This window comes from Flavobacterium faecale (assembly GCF_003076455.1).
Classification (GTDB): Bacteria; Bacteroidota; Bacteroidia; order Flavobacteriales; family Flavobacteriaceae; genus Flavobacterium; species Flavobacterium faecale.
In genome coordinates, this window is record NZ_CP020918.1 from 2711173 (window position 1) to 2731681 (window position 20509).

Sequence of the window (20509 nt, forward strand, 5' to 3'; positions counted from 1 at the left end):
GCAACCTTTATTTAGAATAAATAAAAATAAGTTAATAATTATTTTTTATGAATATGATAATCAGAGTTTTATTATATATTTTTATTTTCAAATTTTCGAATAATTTGTACCAAATATTGTCAATAGCTTGTAGATAGCCACATTTATAAGATGAAATAGGGTCTAAAAAACAGGTCGAAATATGTTTTTACGCATTTTAACAATTTTTAACATCACAAATATCAGATTGAAACATTAGAATGTGTAATTTCGGCCCCATGAAAAAGAAAGTTACTTTTCGAATTTTGCTACCCCTTCTTATTTTGCTCATGGGCGGATATGGAACGGGACTATTGGCTAATTTCGATAAAAGTAATAATGACTTCTCTGTTGATGCTTCTTTAACCATCAACGAAAATCATTTTTTTCAAGCTAACCTTTTAGATGCTTTGTTTTTTAGAACTGAACTTCCAGCATCAAAAAGAACTTATATCAAAGTAAGAGTTACGGATAATGAAGTTGATGAAGACGAAGTACAATCTTCAAACAATCAACTTATTCCAAATAAGTATTTTGCAAACTTCTATCAATCGCTATCATCTTCTGATCGATTGATTAATTTTAAGGAAATCTCAAATTTCCAAACGGTATTTTACTACCTGACAACTTATAAAAAGTTTGTCTTGTTTCAAGTTTTTCGAATTTGATTTAGCACCTTCTTTCCCGGCAAAGTCTATTTGCCATCGTAGTACTATTTAAAAATTTACCACCAAACGCTTCGTGGCTTTCGCTAATAAGTTTGGGTTTTACTTGTACTATTTATTTTCGATTACATTTTCACAAACAAAACATTTACTTTAATAAGCTAACTTATTATGAAGAAATTATCTATGATCGTAAGCGCATGCGCTTTGATGGGTCTCATCAGTTGTAAAGAACAAAAAGAAGAGAAAAAAGAAGAAGTTAAGTTCCTGGTTACCAATCCAGTAAAAAAAGACACTACAATTACCAAAGAGTATGTTTGTAATATCAACTCGATTCAGCATATCGAATTGAGAGCTCTAGAAAAAGGATATTTACAAGAAATTTTGGTAGGAGAAGGGCAAGCGGTTAAAAAAGGACAATTGTTGTTCAGAATCATGCCAAATATCTACAAAGCAGAACTTGGCAAATCAAAAGCAGAAGCAGATTTTGCTGCTATTGAATACCAAAACACAAAAAAATTAGCAGACGGAAACGTAGTGTCTAAAAATGAATTGGCAATGGCAAAAGCTAAATTAGATAAGGCCAAAGCTGAAATGCAACTGAATCAAGTGCATTTGAACTTCACAGAAATTAGAGCACCGTTTGACGGAATCATTGACCGCTTTCACGTGAGAGTGGGTAGTTTGCTAGATGAAGGTGATTTACTTACAGAACTATCTGATAACAGCAAAATGTGGGTTTATTACAATGTACCAGAGGCTGAGTACCTTGATTATATGGACAAAGCACACAGCAGTAAAACTAACGTTAACTTATTGATGGCCAACAATCAAATTTTTGACCAAACGGGAGTGGTAGAAACTATTGAAGCTAACTTTAATAATGAAACTGGTAACATTCCATTTAGAGCCACTTTTCCTAATCCAAAACGTTTATTAAGACATGGAGAAACAGGAACAATCGAAATGAGTATGCCTTTCAAAAATGCTATTTTGATTCCGCAAAAAGCCACTTTTGAGGTTTTGGAGAAAAAATATGTGTACATAATCGATAAAGAAAATAAAATTAGATCTAGAGAAATCACACTTGCAGGTGAATTACAACATGTATTCATTGTAAAAAGTGGATTGGCTACTACAGATAAAATTTTGTTAGAAGGAATTCGTTTGGTTAAAGAAAACGAAAAAATCGAATACAAATTAGAAAAAGGAACGTCTGTTTTATCTCATTTAGAGCTTTACGCAGAATAATCGAAATCACTTAAAAAGATAAAAACATGTTTAGTAAATTTATACAAAGACCCGTTTTTGCGATAGTAATTTCGATTGTTATTGTATTCATGGGATTGTTGGCAATGATGAAATTGCCGACATCACAGTTTCCAGATATTGCACCTACGACAGTAAATATTTTTATTGCGTATCCAGGAGCAAGTGCTGATGTATTGGTTAAATCTACGCTTATTACCTTAGAGAACGCCATCAATGGTGTTCAAGACATGAGGTATATGGCTACAGATGCAACTAGTGCAGGTGAGGCAACCTTGAGAATTATTTTTGAACCAGGTACCGATCCCAATCAGGCGGTTATTAGGGTAAAAACTAGGGTCGATCAAGTAATGCCATTGTTACCAGAATTGGTACAACGTGAAGGGGTTGTAATTACTCCAATCCAACCATCGATGTTGATGTACATCAACTTGTATGCAAAGGATAAAAACATGGACGAAAAGTTCTTGTACAATTATGCCAACGTAAAAATGCTTCCCGAAATTAACAGGGTAAAAGGGGTTGCGAGATCACAAATCTTAGGAAGTAGAACCTATGCAATGCGTATTTGGTTGAATCCAGATCGTATGCGTGCGTACAATGTTTCTACTGAGGAAGTAATGAAAGCGCTTGAAGAGCAATCTGTAGTGGGTCGTCCTGGACGTATCGGACAAAGTTCTGGTATCAAGGCACAATCTTTAGAATATGTATTGACTTATAAAGGTCGTTTTAGTGAACCTGCAGAATATGATAATGTAATTGTACGTGCCAATCCTAACGGTGAAGCCATTAGATTAAAAGACATTGGTAGAGCAGAATTAGGAAGTGAATTTTTTGATATCTATTCCAACCTAGATGGTCATCCTTCGGCTTCTATTGTATTAAAGCAAAACTATGGTAGTAATGCCAACGAGGTTATTGGTCGCGTAAAAGCAAAAATGGAGGAGATGAAAGAAACTTTTCCTCCAGGATTGGATTACAAAATCAGTTATGACGTTTCCAAATTCTTAGATGCTTCGATTGAACAAGTTATTGATACACTTCGTGATGCCTTTATTTTGGTAGCAATTGTAGTATTTATTTTCTTAGGAGACTGGCGTTCTACATTGATTCCAATTTTAGCTGTGCCCGTTTCGTTGGTAGGAGCTTTTTTCGTAATTCAGTTTTTCGGAATCACAATCAACTTAGTAACCTTATTTGCACTTGTACTTGCAATTGGTATTGTGGTCGATGATGCAATCGTCGTCGTCGAGGCCGTGCATGCCAAGTTTGCCGAGTTCCCCCATATCTCACCTTATATGGCGGTAAAAAAAGTATTAGGTGAAATTAGTGGAGCGATTATCGCGATTACTGCGGTAATGGTTGCAGTATTTGTACCAATCTCATTCATGACGGGGCCAGTAGGAACCTTTTATAGACAATTCTCTATTACCATGGCGAGTGCAATTGTAATTTCTGCAATTATCGCCTTAACATTGACTCCTGTATTATGTGCGATGTTGTTAAAAAACACACACGGACAAGAGGTTAAAAAGAATTTGTTGACTAAGGCATTAGATAAATTCAATCTTGTTTTTGATAAACTGACAGGTAAATATGTAAGTCTTCTTAAACTAATTGTGAGTAGAAAAGTAGTGACTTTTGGTATTTTAATTGCTTTCTGTATTGGTACATTCTTTGTCAATCAAATACTTCCTTCTGGATTTATACCAAGTGAGGATCAAGGAACAATTTATGCGATTATTCAGACACCTCCGGGTTCAACCTTAGAAACTACAAACGCAGTTTCTCAAAGACTTCAAAAAGTTTGTGAGGATGTTGATGGAGTAGAATCTGTATCATCACTTGCGGGTTATGAAATCATGACCGAGGGTCGTGGGTCAAATGCGGGTACTTGTTTGATTAACTTGAAACCATGGGACGAAAGGGAGCATAAAGTGACCGAAATCATGGAAGAGCTAGAAGGTAAGTCAAGAGACTTAGGAGCTAAAATTGAATTCTTTGAGCCGCCAGCAATTCCTGGATTTGGTTCATCAGGAGGTTTCTCTATGCGTTTGTTAGATAAAAACACTACTACAGATTATGCTGATTTTGATAAAATCAACAAAACCTTCATGGAGAATCTAGAAAAGCGTAAAGAATTGTCTGGTTTGTTTACCTTCTTTGCAGCCAACTACCCTCAATATGAGTTAGAAGTAGATAACAATCTAGCGATGCAAAAAGGAGTTTCTATTGGTAAAGCAATGGAGAATCTAGACATCTTGATTGGTAGTACTTACGAGCAAGGGTTTATTAAATTCAACCGTTTCTTTAAAGTGTATGTACAAGCAGATCCAAAATACAGAAGATTGCCTTCTGATATCTTGAATTTGTATATCAAAAATGACAGAGATGAAATGGTTCCTTATTCTGCTTTCATGAAATTGAAAAAAGGACAAGGACCAAATGAAATCACACGTTACAACATGTATAACTCTGCTGCTATTCAAGGTCTTCCGGCCAAAGGGTACACAACTGCAGATGCTATTCAAGCCGTAAAAGAAGTAGCCGCTGAGACATTACCAAGAGGGTATGATATTGCTTGGGAAGGTTTGTCTTATGATGAAGCAAGTAGAGGTAATGAGTCTATGTACATTTTCATGATTGTATTGGCCTTTGTTTACTTGGTTCTTGCAGCGCAATATGAAAGTTTTATTATTCCATTTGCAGTTGTATTGTCTTTACCAGTTGGTATTTTTGGATCTTTCTTATTATTAAAATTAATGGGATTACAAAATGATATTTATGCTCAAATTGGATTAATCATGCTGGTCGGTCTGCTTGGTAAAAATGCCGTGTTGATAGTCGAGTTTGCTGTTCTCAAGCACCATGAAGGAATGACGGTACTCGAGGCTGCTATTGAAGGTGCCAAAGTACGTTTCCGTCCTATTTTGATGACATCTTTTGCGTTTATCGCTGGATTGATTCCGTTAATGACGGCTTCAGGCGCAGGTGCGATTGGTAATAGAACTTTAGGTTCTGCTGCCTTAGGTGGAATGCTATTTGGTACTGTATTCGGAGTAATAATAGTTCCTGGATTGTACTATATTTTTGGTTCACTTGCAGCAGGAAGAAAATTAATTAAAGGGGAAGAAGATCACTCATTGACAGATGGTTTTGTACATGCAATAGATACTTTCTCAACAACTGAAGAACATGACTAAGATGAATAAACTAAATAAATTAAAATACGCAGGTCTAACCTGCGTATTAATAAGTCTAGCGGGATGTAAAATACCTTCTGTTGTTCAAAAAGCAGAAAATAAGACAACTCCAGAAGTTTTTGCAAATTCGAGTAACGATACTTTGAACTCGGCTAAGAAACAATGGAAAAGTTACTTTACAGATGCTAATTTGAATAGCTTGATCGAAACGGCCCTTCAAAACAATCAGGAGTTGAATATTACCATGCAAGAATTGGTAATTGCACAAAGTGAAGTACGTGCCCGTAAAGGGGAGTACCTACCTTTTGTAAACGTAGGTGCAAGTGTAGGAGTAGATAAGTTGGGACGCTATACCAATATAGGTGCAAGTGAAGCGAATACTGAAATTAAACCAGGAACAGAAACTCCAGATCCTTTACAGGATTATAAAATTGGAGCGTTTGCTACTTGGGAAGCCGATATTTGGGGAAAATTACACAATGCCAAAAAAGCGGCTGTTAGTCGTTATTTAGCAAGTGTAGATGGTCGTAATTTTGTTCAAACAAATTTAATTGCTGAAATCTCAAATTCGTATTACGAGTTATTAGCTTTAGACAATCAATTGGATATCGTTAAACAAAACATTGACATACAAACCAATGCTTTGGCAATTGTAAAATTACAAAAAGAAGCAGCTCGTGTTACCGAATTGGCAGTACGTCGTTTTGAAGCTCAAGTTTTAAAAACACGTGGTATGCAGTTTTCAATCCAACAGCAAATTACAGAGACAGAGAACAAAATTAATTTCATGGTAGGTCGTTTTCCACAGCCTATTGCAAGAGATCATAAAATGTTTGAGAACTTAACACCTGCTACTGTGAGTGCTGGTATCCCTTCTCAATTGTTAGAGAATCGTCCTGATATCAAAAAAGCAGAGATGGAGTTAATGGCAGCAAATTTGGATATCAAAGTAGCTAAAGCTCGTTTTTATCCTTCTGTTGGTATTTCTGCTGGGATTGGTTTTCAGGCTTTCAATGCAAAATATTTGTTGAGTACACCAGAATCTCTTTTGTATAATTTTGCAGGAGATTTGGTAGCGCCTTTAATCAATAGAAATGCAATCAAAGCAAGTTATATTAGTGCAAATGCAAAACAAATTCAAGCTGTGTATAATTACGAGAGAACTATTGTAAATGCTTATGTTGAGGTAGCTAATCAGTTGGCTAAAATCAATAACATGAAACAAAGTTTTGATCTAAAAGCACAAGAAGTACAAGCTTTGAATCAATCGGTTGGAATATCAAACGATTTGTTTAAATCAGCTCGTGCAGATTATATGGAGGTATTGTTAACGCAACGCGATGCATTAGAATCTAAATTTGAACTTATCGAAACTAAGAAGTCACAAATGAATGCATTTGTAGACATTTATAGAGCCCTTGGAGGCGGATGGAACTAGCTGGTAAAGTTAGATTATTTGGTTTTATGTTTTACTTGTGAAGAAAGGTTGCCTGCAAAGGCAGCCTTTTTTGCGTTTACGTGCATTCGCCTATACATACATACATTGTGTGTACAGAAATGATAGCTTTTTTTTTGCTTGGGCGTTTCTCTGGCAACCCAGATAGTTATCGGGGACGGGCTGGGCTATTTGTTCCTGCTTTTTTATTTTGCAAAAAAGCAAGATAAAAAAGAGTTACACTACAAATGAAAATCACTGAATACCAATGAAAATAAATGCTCGGTGAAGTAATCCTTCACGCAAAAAGAAGATAAAGTAACGTTCGTATTAATGAGATTCAAAATGATTTTCTATTAAGCGAATGACTTTGTTTTTACAAATAGTATCGGTTCCAAATAAGTAAGGAAATCTACCTTTTGAGGTGCCAATATTTCGAACATTGACAAACAGTACTTCCTCTGTCAAAATCACGGTTAACTTGTGCGATGGTTGTCCAAAAACAAACGGAATGTAATATTCACCAACAAATAAATCTTGAAATTTTACGGTCCACTGCTCCCTTTCTGCAATTTTTGTTATTTCAAGTAAGGCCACTGCATTAGTATTTTGGAACGGGATAGCGATTAAATCTCTTTCGTGAATCTTGCAATAAAAGGTATAGAAAATGAGAATTAAAACAATAAGCAAGGCAGGAATGTTATCTTTCGCTACAAGCAAAAGTAGTAGTAATGGAAGGTATCCCATTACATTATCGCCTAAATTATCTAATTCGTCCTTAGGTAGTTTTTTGTTTTCAATAATCGTTCTTAATTCATTTTCGGTCATTGATATGTTAATTGGACTTATTTTATTCCCTTTGTTGTTTTCAGTTATTTATACTGTTGTTCAAATATGATTTATTTGCTTTTTATCATACTGTAGCGTTCTGTGCTTGGCTTCCCATTTTGCATGCCTGAAATTTCAGTAGTCATCTGGCTTGCATTAGATTTTGTATAAATAATCTTTTGTGGGTAATCATTATTGAAATTTTCGAAAATTATCTCATTCTCCTTAGCTTCTTTACCCAAAAATAAAATAGGCCCATCGTCATTTTGTCCTTGAATGACTGTTTTGTAGGTCAAATTTTCTCCCTTTTGCTGGAGAACTATTTTTTCTTGGTGTAATGTATCTTTTCCTTTTGTGAAAAATGATGTACCCGTGTAGGTGCTATCGTTTAATTTTACCCATGTTTCTGTGATTATGCCTTCAGTATTTTTTTGTTCCCATTTTCCAATGATCCATTCTGATGACTGCATCAATTCATATGTTGGCTTCGAATTTTTGTCGCATGACAAAAGCATAAGCAATACAGATAGAAGTGTAATTTTTTGAATCATAACGTTTATTTTTAAATCATTGTTTTAAAATGCTAAAGTAGCAAAAATAGCTTGTTTTTTAAAATCAATTGGTTGTACGGTTGAGGTTAATCTGAATGATGTTGAAGCTTTTGTTCATGCGATTAAGCGCCAAACTGTTTGAATCAAAAGCAGCAGGTATTAAAATAAGATTTTGCTATAGCTACGGACTCTTTTAGTACATTTGGTAATTGTACTTATGCTTTATTTTATACTTAATGAGTTGGATCAAATAGTAACTTTAATAGAAGGCTACGCAACCTTTTATTGATTTTATTCTCTAGTATAAACAAAACCTTTATATCATGAAAAAAAAAATACTGATTATTTTTTCCTTTATATTATTCGTAGCTTGTAGTAAAGAGGATGAAAACCCTTCAAAAGCTGTAGTAATAGGAACCTATCAATTGATAGAAAAGGAAGGTAGTATTCCCAATTCTGTACAAACAGGAATAGATATGGAATGGCAAGAAAAGTACGTTTTAAGGGGAGATAATACTTTTACCAAAACAAGAATCCGTGATGGGGTAGTGCTAGAGGCTTCCGGTAGCTATGAGACTAACATTAGTTCAGCAAATGAGAACTTAATTATTTTCTACTATGCAACACCAAATGTTCTTGTGGGATCCTGCGGGTCAGACAAACAAGAAGGAGCACTTTTTCAAACTGAAAGTATTTTTGTTAGTAGTTGGCACGCTTGTGATGGACCTCGATTGACTTATGAAAAAATGGATTAAGTTTTACTTTTTATGTGATACCTAAATCAAGAAGAACAATTAGTTTCCAATTTTTTCTAGTTTGGGACTAATTGTTAGAAACGGGATTTTAGTTTTTATCGAAAGAAAGTCTAACTTTTACTTCTTTTAAAAAGAAACTTTACTCATATTACTTTTCGATAAAGACTAACGCAAATTGATACAACCGTTTGGATTAGTACCCCATGTACCTGAAAGCTTAGAATTGCTCGCGAAGCTTTGGCACCGTGTTCACTCCAATTTTCAAACAGTAACAAAACCAAGACAACTTTCCTGGTTGAAACAAAAGTAGCTACACTTTTTTAAAGAATATAGCTTTTTGATTTATATGCTCAAGTTTGTGGGTACGGAATGCAATTCCGCGCTATCAATAACGTGAAAATTAGTGCAAATCCGAGCGATAAAGTTTATTTGTTTTAAAACCAAACTTTCTTAAAACCACAATTCTGTCAGGCTGAGCTTGTCGAAGCCCCGTTGCAATAGGCAAATCGGCTTAATAAAGTCTTCGACAAGCTCAGACGGACAATAGTGGGATTGCTTGATTTATAACCAGATAACTTTACAACCACAAGTCTGTCAGGCAGAGGGTGTCGAAGTCCCGTTGCAATAGGCAAATCTGCTTAATAAAGTCTTCGACAAGCTCAGACGGACAATAGTGGGATTACTTGTTTTATAACCAAATCTCCTTAAAACCGCAAGTCTGTCAGGCTGAGCTTGTCGAAGCCACGTTCCAATAGGCAAATCTGCTTAATACAGTCTTTGACAAGCTCAGACGGACAATAGTGGGATTGCTTGATTTATAACCAGATATCTTTACAACCACAAGTCTGTCAGGCAGAGGGTGTCGAAGTCCCGTTGCAATAGGCAAATCTGCTTAATAAAGTCTTCGACAAGCTCAGACGGACAATAGTGGGATTACTTGATTTATAACCAGATATCTTTACAACCACAAGTCTGTCAGGCAGAGGGTGTCGAAGTCCCGTTGCAATAGGCAAATCTGCTTAATAAAGTCTTCGACAAGCTCAGACGGACAATAGTGGGATTACTTGTTTTATAACCAAATCTCCTTAAAACCGCAAGTCTGTCAGGCTGAGCTTGTCGAAGCCACGTTCCAATAGGCAAATCTGCTTAATACAGTCTTTGACAAGCTCAGACGGACAATAGTGGGATTGCTTGTTTTGCAACAAATCTTTTTAACCACAATTCTGTCAGGCAGAGGGTGTCGAAGCCCTGTTGTAACAGGTAAATTTGCTTAGTAAAGTCTTCGACAAGCTCAAAGATATTCGGATAGCATCCGCACTATTTTAGAACAATTTGAATAGCGGGGTATATTCTTTAAAAACCAAGTGTATCAGTAGGTTGATTGTAAAATAATTTTTAAATTAGAATGTTTTTGTTGTTATTCAGGAACCACACGAAAGGATTCGTGCGGCAGCGGGGGCCTCGGGAGAAAAGCCCAGAAACAAGTGAGGCGGTAATGGAACTTGTTGAGGAGAGTAATGTCCCGAAGCTCTAAGAGCCGACCCGCTCCCGACTTTTCGGGATTCTGCGGGGCACGCCCAAATGGTTTTACTAGATTTACTCCATTTGTTAGTGCTTTATAACAAAAAAGGCTGTCTAAAAATAGACAGCCTTTTTGATACTATGTTTGTAATGTATTAATGTACACCTGGTAAATCACCACCTTCTTTTGTTGGAAGGTTTGTATGTCCCATTAGGTACAAATCTACCTCTCTTGCAGCCTCACGACCTTCAGAGATTGCCCAAACGATCAAAGATTGACCTCTTCTCATATCTCCCGCGGTAAACACGTTCGGTACATTTGTTTGGTAATTAGTAGCTTGATAGTTACTTCTGAAATCAGTTTTCAATCCCAATTGCTCTGCCAAAGTTTTCTCTGGACCAGTAAAACCAAGTGCTAATAAAGCAAGGTCACAAGGCCAAGTTTTTTCTGAACCGGCAACTTCAATTAATTCAGGACGTTGTCCTGGTACGATTTTCCACTCTACATCAACCGTTTTCAATGCGATTAATTTACCATTGGTATCTTTTACGAATTCTTTAGTATTAATCAACCAATTTCTACCAGCTCCTTCTTTGTGAGAAGATGAGGTTTTCAATTGTAACGGCCAGTAAGGCCATGGAGTTGTTTCGCTTCTTCCTACCGGAGGTTTTGGCATGATCTCAAAGTTGGTTACTGATTTCGCACCATGACGGTTTGAAGTTCCCACGCAGTCAGATCCTGTATCTCCACCACCAATTACGATTACATCTTTACCTGTAGCCATAACTTGGTTTTCGATAGTCTCACCAAAAACAACTTTTGTTTGTTGCGTCAAGAAATCCATTGCTTGTACTACACCATCTGCATCTGCACCTGGAGTAGGTAAGCCTCTTCGTTCTGTAGCACCACCACAAAGTACAATAGAATCAAATGCTTTTAAGTCATTGATATCATAGTTCACACCAACATTTGTGTTTACTTTGAAGATGATTCCTTCTGCTTCTAGGATCGCTACACGTCTGTCGATAATTCCTTTTTCCATTTTGAAATTCGGAATCCCATAACGTAATAAACCACCAATTGCATTGTCTCTTTCAAAAACAGTAACAGTATGACCTGCTCTGTTCAATTGTTGTGCCGCAGCCAATCCTGCAGGTCCAGATCCAATAACGGCAACAGTTTTACCTGTTCTTGTTTTTGGAGGTTGTGGTTTGATCCATCCTTCTTTAAAGGCGCGTTCAACAATATTTTTTTCTATATTCTCAATAGATACTGGCTCTTCGATAATTCCTAATACACATGCTTTTTCGCAAGGTGCAGGACACAAACGTCCTGTAAATTCAGGAAAGTTGTTTGTAGAGTGCAATATCCAAGATGCTTTTTGCCATTCTCCTTGGTGAACCATGTGGTTGAAATCCGGAATTAAATTCCCTAACGGACATCCACTATGACAAAACGGAATACCGCAGTCCATACAGCGTGATCCTTGTTCTGTAATTTCAGCTTCACTCAAAGGAACTGTAAATTCTTTATAATGTCCTACACGTTCTTCAACTGCTGTGTATGATTCATCTTTTCTTTCGAATTCTTTAAAACCTGTTACTTTTCCCATTGTACTATGCTGTTAATTCTTCTACCATTTGTTCTTCAGTCTCTAAACGTTTAAGCGCTTTTTTGTATTCAGTAGGCATTACTTTTACAAAATTTTCTAAGCTTACGTTCCAATCGCTCAATAATTCAGTTCCTCTTGCACTGTTAGTGTACAGAACGTGTTTCTCGATTAATTGTTTCAATTCATCTGCTTCGTCTCCTTCGATTGCTTCAAATTCAATAGTTTCTGTATTACAAAGACCATTTTTAAATTTATTTTCAGGATCATAGATATAAGCGATACCACCACTCATACCAGCTGCAAAGTTTCTTCCTGTTTTACCAAGGACAACTACTTTACCACCTGTCATGTACTCACAACCGTGATCACCCACACCCTCAACTACCGCAGTAGCTCCGGAGTTACGAACTGCAAAACGTTCTCCTGCAATACCGTTGATGAAAGCTTGACCTTCAACCGCTCCAAACAAACAAACGTTTCCAACGATGATGTTATCAGCAGCAACAAACGTAGCTGTAGCTGGTTTTTTGATGATTAATTTAGCTCCAGATAAACCTTTACCTAAATAATCATTTGTATTTCCTTCAACAGTAAAAGTCAATCCATGAGCACTAAACGCTCCTAAACTTTGACCTGCAGATCCTGTGAAGTTAATGTTTAAAGTATCCTCAGGTAAACCTAAGTGACCGTATATTTTTGAAATTTCGTTACTTACAATAGCTCCAACAGATCTGTTGATATTGCTGATTGGGTAATCCAAAGTCATTTTTTCTTTTCTGTATAAAGCACGGTGTGAATCTTTCAGGATTTGGAAATCCAAAACATTCTCTAAGTTATGATCTTGTTTCTCTGTGTTTCTTACCGTTAGATACTTATAAGAATCTGGTCTGTGTAAGATAGAAGATAAATCTAAACCTCTTGCTTTGTAATGTGTAATCGCTTTGTTAGAATTGATTTTATGCGTTTGCCCAATCATTTCTTCCATAGTTCTGAAACCTAATGAAGCCATGATACCTCTTAATTCTTCTGCAACATAGTAGAAGAAGTTAATAACGTGCTCAGGAGTTCCTTTAAAGTTTTTACGCAACGTTTTATCTTGAGTTGCAATACCTACAGGGCAAGTGTTCAAGTGACATTTACGCATCATGATACATCCAGAAGCTACAAGTGGGGCAGTTGCAAAACCAAATTCTTCAGCACCTAATAGACAAGCAATAGCTACGTCACGTCCAGTTTTCAATTGGCCATCACATTCTACAACAATACGACTTCTTAAATTGTTTAATACTAATGTTTGTTGCGCTTCTGCCAATCCAAGTTCCCAAGGAAGACCTGCGTGTTTTAACGATGTTAATGGAGATGCTCCAGTTCCACCATCATAACCAGCAATAAGTACAACATCTGCTTTTGCTTTTGCAACACCCGCAGCAATAGTACCAACACCAACTTCAGAAACCAATTTCACATTGATACGAGCTTCTCTGTTAGCATTTTTCAAGTCAAAGATTAATTGTGCTAAATCTTCAATTGAGTAAATATCGTGGTGTGGTGGAGGCGAAATCAATCCAACAAATGGAGTTGAGTTACGTGCTTCTGCTATCCAAGGCAATACTTTTTCACCTGGTAATTGTCCACCTTCTCCAGGTTTTGCACCTTGAGCCATTTTAATTTGAATCTCTTTTGCACTAGACAAGTAGTGAGAAGTTACTCCAAAACGTCCTGACGCTACTTGTTTGATAGCCGAGTTACGACTGTCACCATTTACATCTGGTTGGAAACGTTTTCTATCTTCTCCACCTTCACCAGAATTGGATTTTCCTCCAATACGGTTCATTGCGATAGCTAAGTTTTCGTGTGCTTCTCTAGAGATAGATCCGTATGACATTGCTCCCGTTTTAAAACGTTTTACGATGTCTGTCCATGGTTCTACTTCGTCCAACGGAATAGGGTCTAAGTTATCAAATTCGAATAATCCACGAATCGTCATTAAACTTGTAGCTTGATCATTTACCGTTTTAGCATACACATCATAACTATCTTGGTCACTCAAACGTACTGCTTGTTGCAATTTGGCAACAGTAACAGGGTTAAACATGTGACGTTCTCCATTACGTCTCCATCTGTATTCACCACCAATGTTTAATCCTAAACGGTTTGGTACTAAAACATCTGGGTAGGCGTATTGGTATCTTTCGTTGATTTCTTTTTCAATTTCGTACAATCCAATACCTTCAATTCTTGAAGCTGTGTAAGGGAAATATTTTTCAACAAATTTAGAGTTGAAACCTACGATTTCGAAAATTTGAGAACCTCTATACGAATGTAAAGTCGAGATTCCGATTTTGTTCATGATTTTCAAAATACCAGAACCAATTGCTTTGTTGAAGTTGTCAACTGCTTTTTGTTCGCTGATATTTGTAATGAAACCTTCTTGTACTTGTACACGAATAATTTCGTTCACCATATAAGGATTGATCGCAGATGCTCCGTATCCAAATAAAGTTGCAAAATGATGTGGTTCACGTGGTTCAGCCGATTCGATAATGATATCAAAATACGAACGCTTGCGCAAACGGTTCATTTGGTGGTTTACATAAGAACAAGCTAACAAGGCAGGAATAGGAGCGAACTCCTTATTTACACCTCTATCAGATAAGATAATTAAGTTAGTTCCTCTTTCTAATGCTTTTGTAATTTGGATGATAATGTTGTCCAAAGCATTTTCTAAACCATTCAATCCTTTATCTTTTGCATAAAGAATTTCAACTGTTTCTGCTTTGAAATTATCGATATCAATATTTCTAATTTTCTCTAAATCGTCATTAGAGATCACTGGATTCTGAATTCTTAATTTTCTACATTGCTTGCTAGAAATGTCAAAGATGTTTCTGTCTTGACCCAATGCCAAACTAATATCGGTAACAATTTCTTCACGAATACCATCCAAAGGAGGATTGGTAACTTGAGCAAATAATTGTTTGAAGTAGTTAGGAATTAATTGTGGTCTATCAGATAAAACAGCAAGCGGTGTATCAATACCCATAGAACCCAAAGCTTCTTTTCCTGCTTGCGCCATAGGAACGATCATCTCTTGGATATCTTCTAGAGTATAGTTGAATAAACGTTCTCTTGTTTTTAAATCTATAGTTTCAATTGGACATGCAATAGTCGTTGTTGGAACATCTTTCAGGTTCAAACGGTACTGTTTCAACCATTCTTGGTATGGTCTTTCAGAAACGATTTTACTTTTGATCTCCATATCATTAATGATACGACCTTCGTTCATGTCTACCAAGAACATTTTTCCTGGTTCCAATCTACCATGGCTTTCAACATCAGCAGGATCTACTTCAACAACACCAATTTCAGATGCCATGATTAATTTTCCGCTTTTTGTAACCGTGTAACGAGAAGGACGTAAACCATTACGGTCAAGTAATGCTCCAATATAATCACCATCTGAGAAAGGTACAGACGCTGGTCCATCCCATGGCTCCATGATACAAGCATTGTACTCATAGAATGCTTTTCTTTCGTCAGACATGGTTTTGTGTTTCTCCCATGCTTCAGGGATCATCATCATCATAACCTCTGGCAAAGATCTTCCGGTATGTGTTAGTAATTCCACCACCATATCCATAGAAGCAGAATCTGATTTCCCAGGAAGGATGATAGGGAATAATTTTTCGATTTGTGGTCCAAAGACATCACTTTTCATGATTTCTTCACGTACACGCATTCTACTCACGTTACCACGCAAAGTATTGATCTCACCATTTTGACACATAAAGCGAAACGGTTGAGCCAATTCCCATGTTGGCATTGTATTAGTAGAGAAACGTTGGTGTACCAACGCCAAACGAGTTACTAAATCCGTTTGTTGTAAGTCGGTATAATAAGGTCCAATATCTTCGGGCATGATAATACCCTTGTATATTAAGGTTGTAGTCGATAAACTTGGAACGTAGAAATAATCACTTTGTGAAATTTTCGAATTTAAAACTGTATGCTCAGCAATTTTACGTGCAGCATATAATTTAGCTTTAAAACTAGCTTCATCAATAGTTTCCGTTTTTCCAATAAACAGTTGCTCAATCGCAGGCTCAGATGCCAATGCAATTTCACCTAATTGAGTAGAATCAACAGGCACTTCTCTCCAACCTAAAACGGTAAGTCCTTGTGCTTTGATTTCTTTTTCAAATATGTCTTTACAAAAAACGTATTGGTTTTTGATTTTAGGTAAAAATACCATTCCAACAGCATACTCACGTGCAGCAGGTAGGCTAAAGTCACAAACTCTATTGAAGTACTCATGCGGTATGTCAATTAATAGTCCAGCTCCATCTCCTGTTTTTCCGTCAGCACTAACACCACCACGGTGCTCTAGTTTTACTAGAATTTCTAATGCGTCATGTATAATTTGATTTGTTTTCTCCCCCTTTAGGTTACAAATAAAACCAGCTCCACAATTTTCATGCTCAAATTCTGGCAAATAAAGGCCTTGTTTTTTAAGTTTCATGCTTGATAATTTTTTTTTACAAAAATAAAGATTTCATTGTATATAATAAGCTAAAATCAGGCTTTAAGCTATATTTTTATAGTAAAATCATAAAAGAAGGTGATATTTGTCAATATGCGGTATTTTTATGCTTTGAATTGGTAAAATGATAATTAGTCTCGAATTTAAAAGGGACTTTTGAACATTTTATGACAAATTTGTGATTTTTGACTCAAATTTAAGAAGCGTAATGAGGGCAAAAACAAAGAATTTTTTTATCATTTTCGAATATAAAAAGGCCAATCATTTATTTTAACATTTGTTCAAAAATAAATGATTTTTAAAGTATAAAAATATTTCTCTCTTAAGTTGTATTTTGTTACTTTTGTGGCACTTATTTATTCTGAAACAAATTCAGAGTCCAGATAAAATCTATATTATGAACATACACGAATATCAAGGTAAAGAAATTCTTGCTAGTTACGGAGTTCGCATTCAACGCGGAATAGTAGCTAATAACGCGGCTGAAGCTGTTGCTGCTGCAAAACAATTAACTGCTGAGACCGGTACAGGATGGCACGTTATTAAAGCTCAAGTTCACGCAGGTGGACGTGGAAAAGGTGGAGGAGTGAAGCTTGCTAAAAACTTAGCAGAAGTAGAAAAAATTGCAGGTGAAATCATCGGAATGCAATTGGTAACACCTCAAACATCTGCTGAAGGTAAAAAAGTACACAAAATTTTAGTAGCTGAGGATGTATACTATCCAGGTGAAAGTGAAGTTTCTGAATTTTATGTTTCTGTATTATTAAATAGAGGTACAGGTCGTAATATGATCATGTATTCTACTGAAGGTGGTATGGACATTGAAGAAGTTGCAGAACACACACCACATTTAATCTTCACAGAAGAAATTGACCCTACTGTTGGATTGCAAGGTTTTCAAGCTAGAAAAATTGCTTTCAACTTAGGTCTTTCTGGGAATGCATTGAAAGAAATGGTGAAATTCATCGACGCTTTATACAAAGCATATATCGGTTCTGATGCATCTATGTTCGAAATCAACCCTGTATTAAAAACGTCTGATGATAAAATCTTAGCAGTTGATGCAAAAGTTGATATCGATGATAACGCTTTGTACAGACAAGTAAAAATCGCTGAAATGCGTGACGTACGTGAAGAGAACCCAATCGAAGTAGAAGCTAAAGAAGTAGGATTGAACTACGTAGATCTTGACGGTACTGTTGGATGTATGGTAAACGGTGCAGGTCTTGCAATGGCAACTATGGATTTAATTAAATATGCTGGTTTTGAGCCTGCTAACTTCTTAGACGTAGGTGGAACTGCTGATGCTAAACGTGTTGAAACGGCTTTCCGTATCATCTTAAAAGATCCAAACGTAAAAGCAATTTTGATTAACATTTTTGGTGGTATCGTTCGTTGTGACCGTGTTGCTCAAGGTGTTGTTGATGCTTACAAAAACATGGGAGATGCTATTAGAGTGCCAATCATCGTACGTTTGCAAGGAACTAACGCTGGAATTGCAAAAGAATTAATTGATAATTCTGGTATGCCAATTCTTTCTGCGGTAGAATTCCAAGAAGCTGCTGACCAAGTAAAAGCTGCTCTTTCTTAATTGAAAAATTATCGAAATTAGTTATCTAATTTCAACCCAATATAAATCCCGAGTAGTTGCTCGGGATTTTTTTTTGTCTTAAATTAAGCTAAAAGGTGATTTGATGTTTGGCCTATTTTTGATTTTGTGATCTGAATGGTTTGAGATGTATACCAAATAACAATCATTTTCTTTTTTAAATCAACTGTCGTTTTGCTGCAGCGTTTGATTTTCGATTGCATCCAGTGGGTAATAGGACAATGTTATCAATGTTATTGCTTTTAGTTTTTATTGGACTACTTAATAATCCGTAAGTTTGCTTTTTTATTTTTAGAAAAACTCATTCTGATACTAACATATGATTACGATTAACCAAGATTTTTCTTTTTCGATAGATAATGTGCTGTTTGTTTTTGCACTAGAGATGGAGGCCGCAAAGGTTTTTGACAACATGAATACTTTGTTTACGGGAATAGGGAAGGTGAATGCGAGCTACGAACTGACCAAAAGAATAACAACTCAAAAACCAGATTTGATTGTGAACTTGGGTTCGGCAGGAAGCAATTATTTTGCTAAGGGTGATGTGGTTTGCTGCACGCAATTTGTGCAACGCGACATGGATGTGCGCGGTCTTGGATACGCACTATACGAAACACCTTTTGCCGAAGGACCCGTGGTATTGCCGTATGGTATGCAAAAAGAGGGTTTGCCAAACGGAATTTGTGGTACGGGTGATAATTTTGAAATGAGCCACGCCGCCTCGTTGTACAATCTAGTAGACATGGAGGCGTATGCCTTAGCAATGATTGCCAAAAAAGAAGGTATTCCGTTTTTGTGTCTCAAATATATCTCAGACGGTGCCGATGATAATGCTGCTGAAGATTGGCCTGTTTTGGTACACAAAGCGGCGGTTGCATTTGGTGCTATTTTTGATTTAGGAGCACAGTAGTCTCTTTATCTTAATTATAGAAAAGTTATTTTTTTCGAATGAAATAAAAAGGACGCAACCGCACAAACCGCTAGTCTTGGTTTTGCAATACCAATAATTTACTCGGGTATTTTTGGGCAAAGGCAGCGATAACTTGTACCGTATAATAACTTGATGGATAACGTGTGAGTTGTTCTTTCATTTCATCTGCTTCAGTGATCGGAATATCATTGGTTAAATATCCCATACCATAAAAGTGACCTTTTTCAACCCAAACGCAACTGTATTCTTCTTCAGTACGACCTTTGTCGATAAGGGCAAAAGTAGCTCTGTTGTTAAGATAAAAGTCCAAGGCTTCGGTAATTTTTTGGTTGTGCTGGGTCATCTCGGGTAAGTCTGTGGTGGAGGTAGCAAACGGACTTTCGCCCATTCCATACTTGCAGAATCGGTGATCGATTTCAAATTTCTCTGCCAGTTCTCGCAATTTGGTAATGCCGTCATGTAGGGAATTGAAAGTCTCCAAACAATTTTGATTTTTACTAAGTTTCCCAACGGCTAAGTAACGGTAACCATTTCTTGCTTCATATTCCAACAAACCATATTTGGCTTCAAATCGTTTTAAGGCTTTGTTGTGTATCGGCCATAATTTTTTGATTTCGCTAGCCTCCAATAACAATGCAATCAATTCGGTAGCGCAAATTTCAAACGAAATGGCGTGTATGTCTCTTAAAAAATTTTGTCTTTGGGGTGTTATTTTATGACCGGTAAAGTGCGAAGCTACTCTTTTTTTGAGATTTACTGCTTTTCCAACATAGACTACTTTACGTAATTTATTGTAAAAATAATAGATACCTGGCTTTTCGGGTAATTGCTCAAAATCTTCAGGCGGAAGGTTTGGAGGTAAACGCTGATCGGGTGCCGTTTTTTTTATCATTTTCGAAATTTCGCCTTCAGTATCCCATTCAAGTAATCGAGAAAATAAAATAGCAGTGGCATCGGCATCTCCTCCTGCACGGTGGCGATTGTCAAGATTGATGTCTAATGAATCACAAAGGCGACCTAAACTATAAGAAAGAAGCCCTGGTCTTATTTTTCTAGACGCTCGTACGGTACACAGTTTTTTGGCAGTCCATTTTAGTCCTGATTTTTCTAACTCATGGCGCACGAACGAATAATCAAAGTTGACATTGTGTGCCACAAAAACGCGATCGGTCAGCATGTCCAACACTTTATTCGAAATAAAATCAAATACAGGTGCCTTCGCGACCATTTCGTTTGTGATTCCGGTTAAGGCAAATATGGCGGGCGGAATTTCTTTTTCGGGATTTACTAAGGATTCCCATCGGTCGATAACTTTTTCACCATCGTGTATGATAATAGCGATCTCGGTAATGCGACTGTGTGTAGCATTTCCTCCAGTGGTCTCAATATCTACAATGGCGTATTCTTGCTTTTTCATTGGAATTTAAATAGTGTTGAGGCGAGATAGTGTATAGTATTTCGCTTCTGTTTTTTTACCAGAGATAATTCAGATTAGAAGAATTTTATCTATGGAAATTAATTTGATCAATGGTCATTTTGATTTTTGACTATCGGTTTTTGGTCTTGTAATC

The 20509-nt window shown here is 36.5% G+C and carries 12 protein-coding genes; 7 read left to right on the forward strand and 5 right to left on the reverse strand.

The features are described 5' to 3' along the window. Positions 1-257: 257 nt before the first annotated feature. The 4 genes from FFWV33_RS11640 to FFWV33_RS11655 all read left to right on the forward strand — a co-directional run bounded on the left by FFWV33_RS11640 (position 258) and on the right by FFWV33_RS11655 (position 6593). Positions 258-686: a hypothetical protein gene (locus FFWV33_RS11640; RefSeq protein WP_159086011.1), complete on the forward strand. Its 429-nt coding sequence runs from the start codon at positions 258-260 to the stop codon at positions 684-686. Positions 687-854: 168 nt separating this feature from the next. Further along, on the forward strand, positions 855-1934 hold the full coding sequence (locus tag FFWV33_RS11645) for an efflux RND transporter periplasmic adaptor subunit (protein ID WP_108741053.1): 1080 nt from the start codon (positions 855-857) through the stop codon (positions 1932-1934). A gap of 26 nt (positions 1935-1960) precedes the next feature. Beyond that, a complete protein-coding gene (locus FFWV33_RS11650) occupies positions 1961-5155 on the forward strand; it encodes an efflux RND transporter permease subunit (protein WP_108741054.1) in 3195 nt (1064 codons plus the stop codon). Position 5156: 1 nt separating this feature from the next. Beyond that, positions 5157-6593 (forward strand): TolC family protein, encoded by a 1437-nt coding sequence (locus FFWV33_RS11655; RefSeq protein ID WP_108742537.1) that lies wholly within the window; start codon positions 5157-5159, stop codon positions 6591-6593. A 327-nt stretch (positions 6594-6920) separates the two neighbouring features. Here FFWV33_RS11655 and FFWV33_RS11660 read toward each other — a convergent pair whose 3' ends face one another. Then, positions 6921-7418: a hypothetical protein gene (locus FFWV33_RS11660; RefSeq protein ID WP_108741055.1), complete on the reverse strand. Its 498-nt coding sequence runs from the start codon at positions 7416-7418 to the stop codon at positions 6921-6923. A 71-nt stretch (positions 7419-7489) separates the two neighbouring features. After that, positions 7490-7969: a DUF6265 family protein gene (locus tag FFWV33_RS11665; RefSeq protein WP_108741056.1), complete on the reverse strand. Its 480-nt coding sequence runs from the start codon at positions 7967-7969 to the stop codon at positions 7490-7492. Positions 7970-8292: 323 nt separating this feature from the next. Between FFWV33_RS11665 and FFWV33_RS11670 the strand changes: the two genes are divergently transcribed. Next, entirely contained in the window at positions 8293-8724 is a 432-nt protein-coding gene (locus FFWV33_RS11670; RefSeq protein ID WP_108741057.1) for a hypothetical protein, read from the forward strand. A 1676-nt stretch (positions 8725-10400) separates the two neighbouring features. Here FFWV33_RS11670 and FFWV33_RS11675 read toward each other — a convergent pair. Beyond that, positions 10401-11858 (reverse strand): glutamate synthase subunit beta, encoded by a 1458-nt coding sequence (locus FFWV33_RS11675; RefSeq protein WP_108741058.1) that lies wholly within the window; start codon positions 11856-11858, stop codon positions 10401-10403. A gap of 4 nt (positions 11859-11862) precedes the next feature. Continuing rightward, positions 11863-16377, reverse strand: coding sequence for a glutamate synthase large subunit (gene gltB, locus FFWV33_RS11680; RefSeq protein ID WP_108741059.1), 4515 nt, complete (start codon positions 16375-16377; stop codon positions 11863-11865). A 418-nt stretch (positions 16378-16795) separates the two neighbouring features. Here gltB and sucC point away from each other — a divergent pair, with 418 nt between their 5' ends. Further along, positions 16796-17989: an ADP-forming succinate--CoA ligase subunit beta gene (sucC, locus tag FFWV33_RS11685; protein ID WP_108742538.1), complete on the forward strand. Its 1194-nt coding sequence runs from the start codon at positions 16796-16798 to the stop codon at positions 17987-17989. Positions 17990-18326: 337 nt separating this feature from the next. After that, positions 18327-18917, forward strand: coding sequence for a 5'-methylthioadenosine/S-adenosylhomocysteine nucleosidase family protein (locus tag FFWV33_RS11690; protein ID WP_108741060.1), 591 nt, complete (start codon positions 18327-18329; stop codon positions 18915-18917). 70 nt (positions 18918-18987) lie between these two features. On the opposite strand, the gene FFWV33_RS11695 is transcribed toward FFWV33_RS11690, so the two are convergent. After that, the gene (locus FFWV33_RS11695) at positions 18988-20355 is read right to left on the reverse strand and encodes an exonuclease domain-containing protein (RefSeq protein WP_108741061.1); all 1368 of its coding nucleotides are present in this window, start codon (positions 20353-20355) and stop codon (positions 18988-18990) included. Positions 20356-20509: the final 154 nt, after the last annotated feature.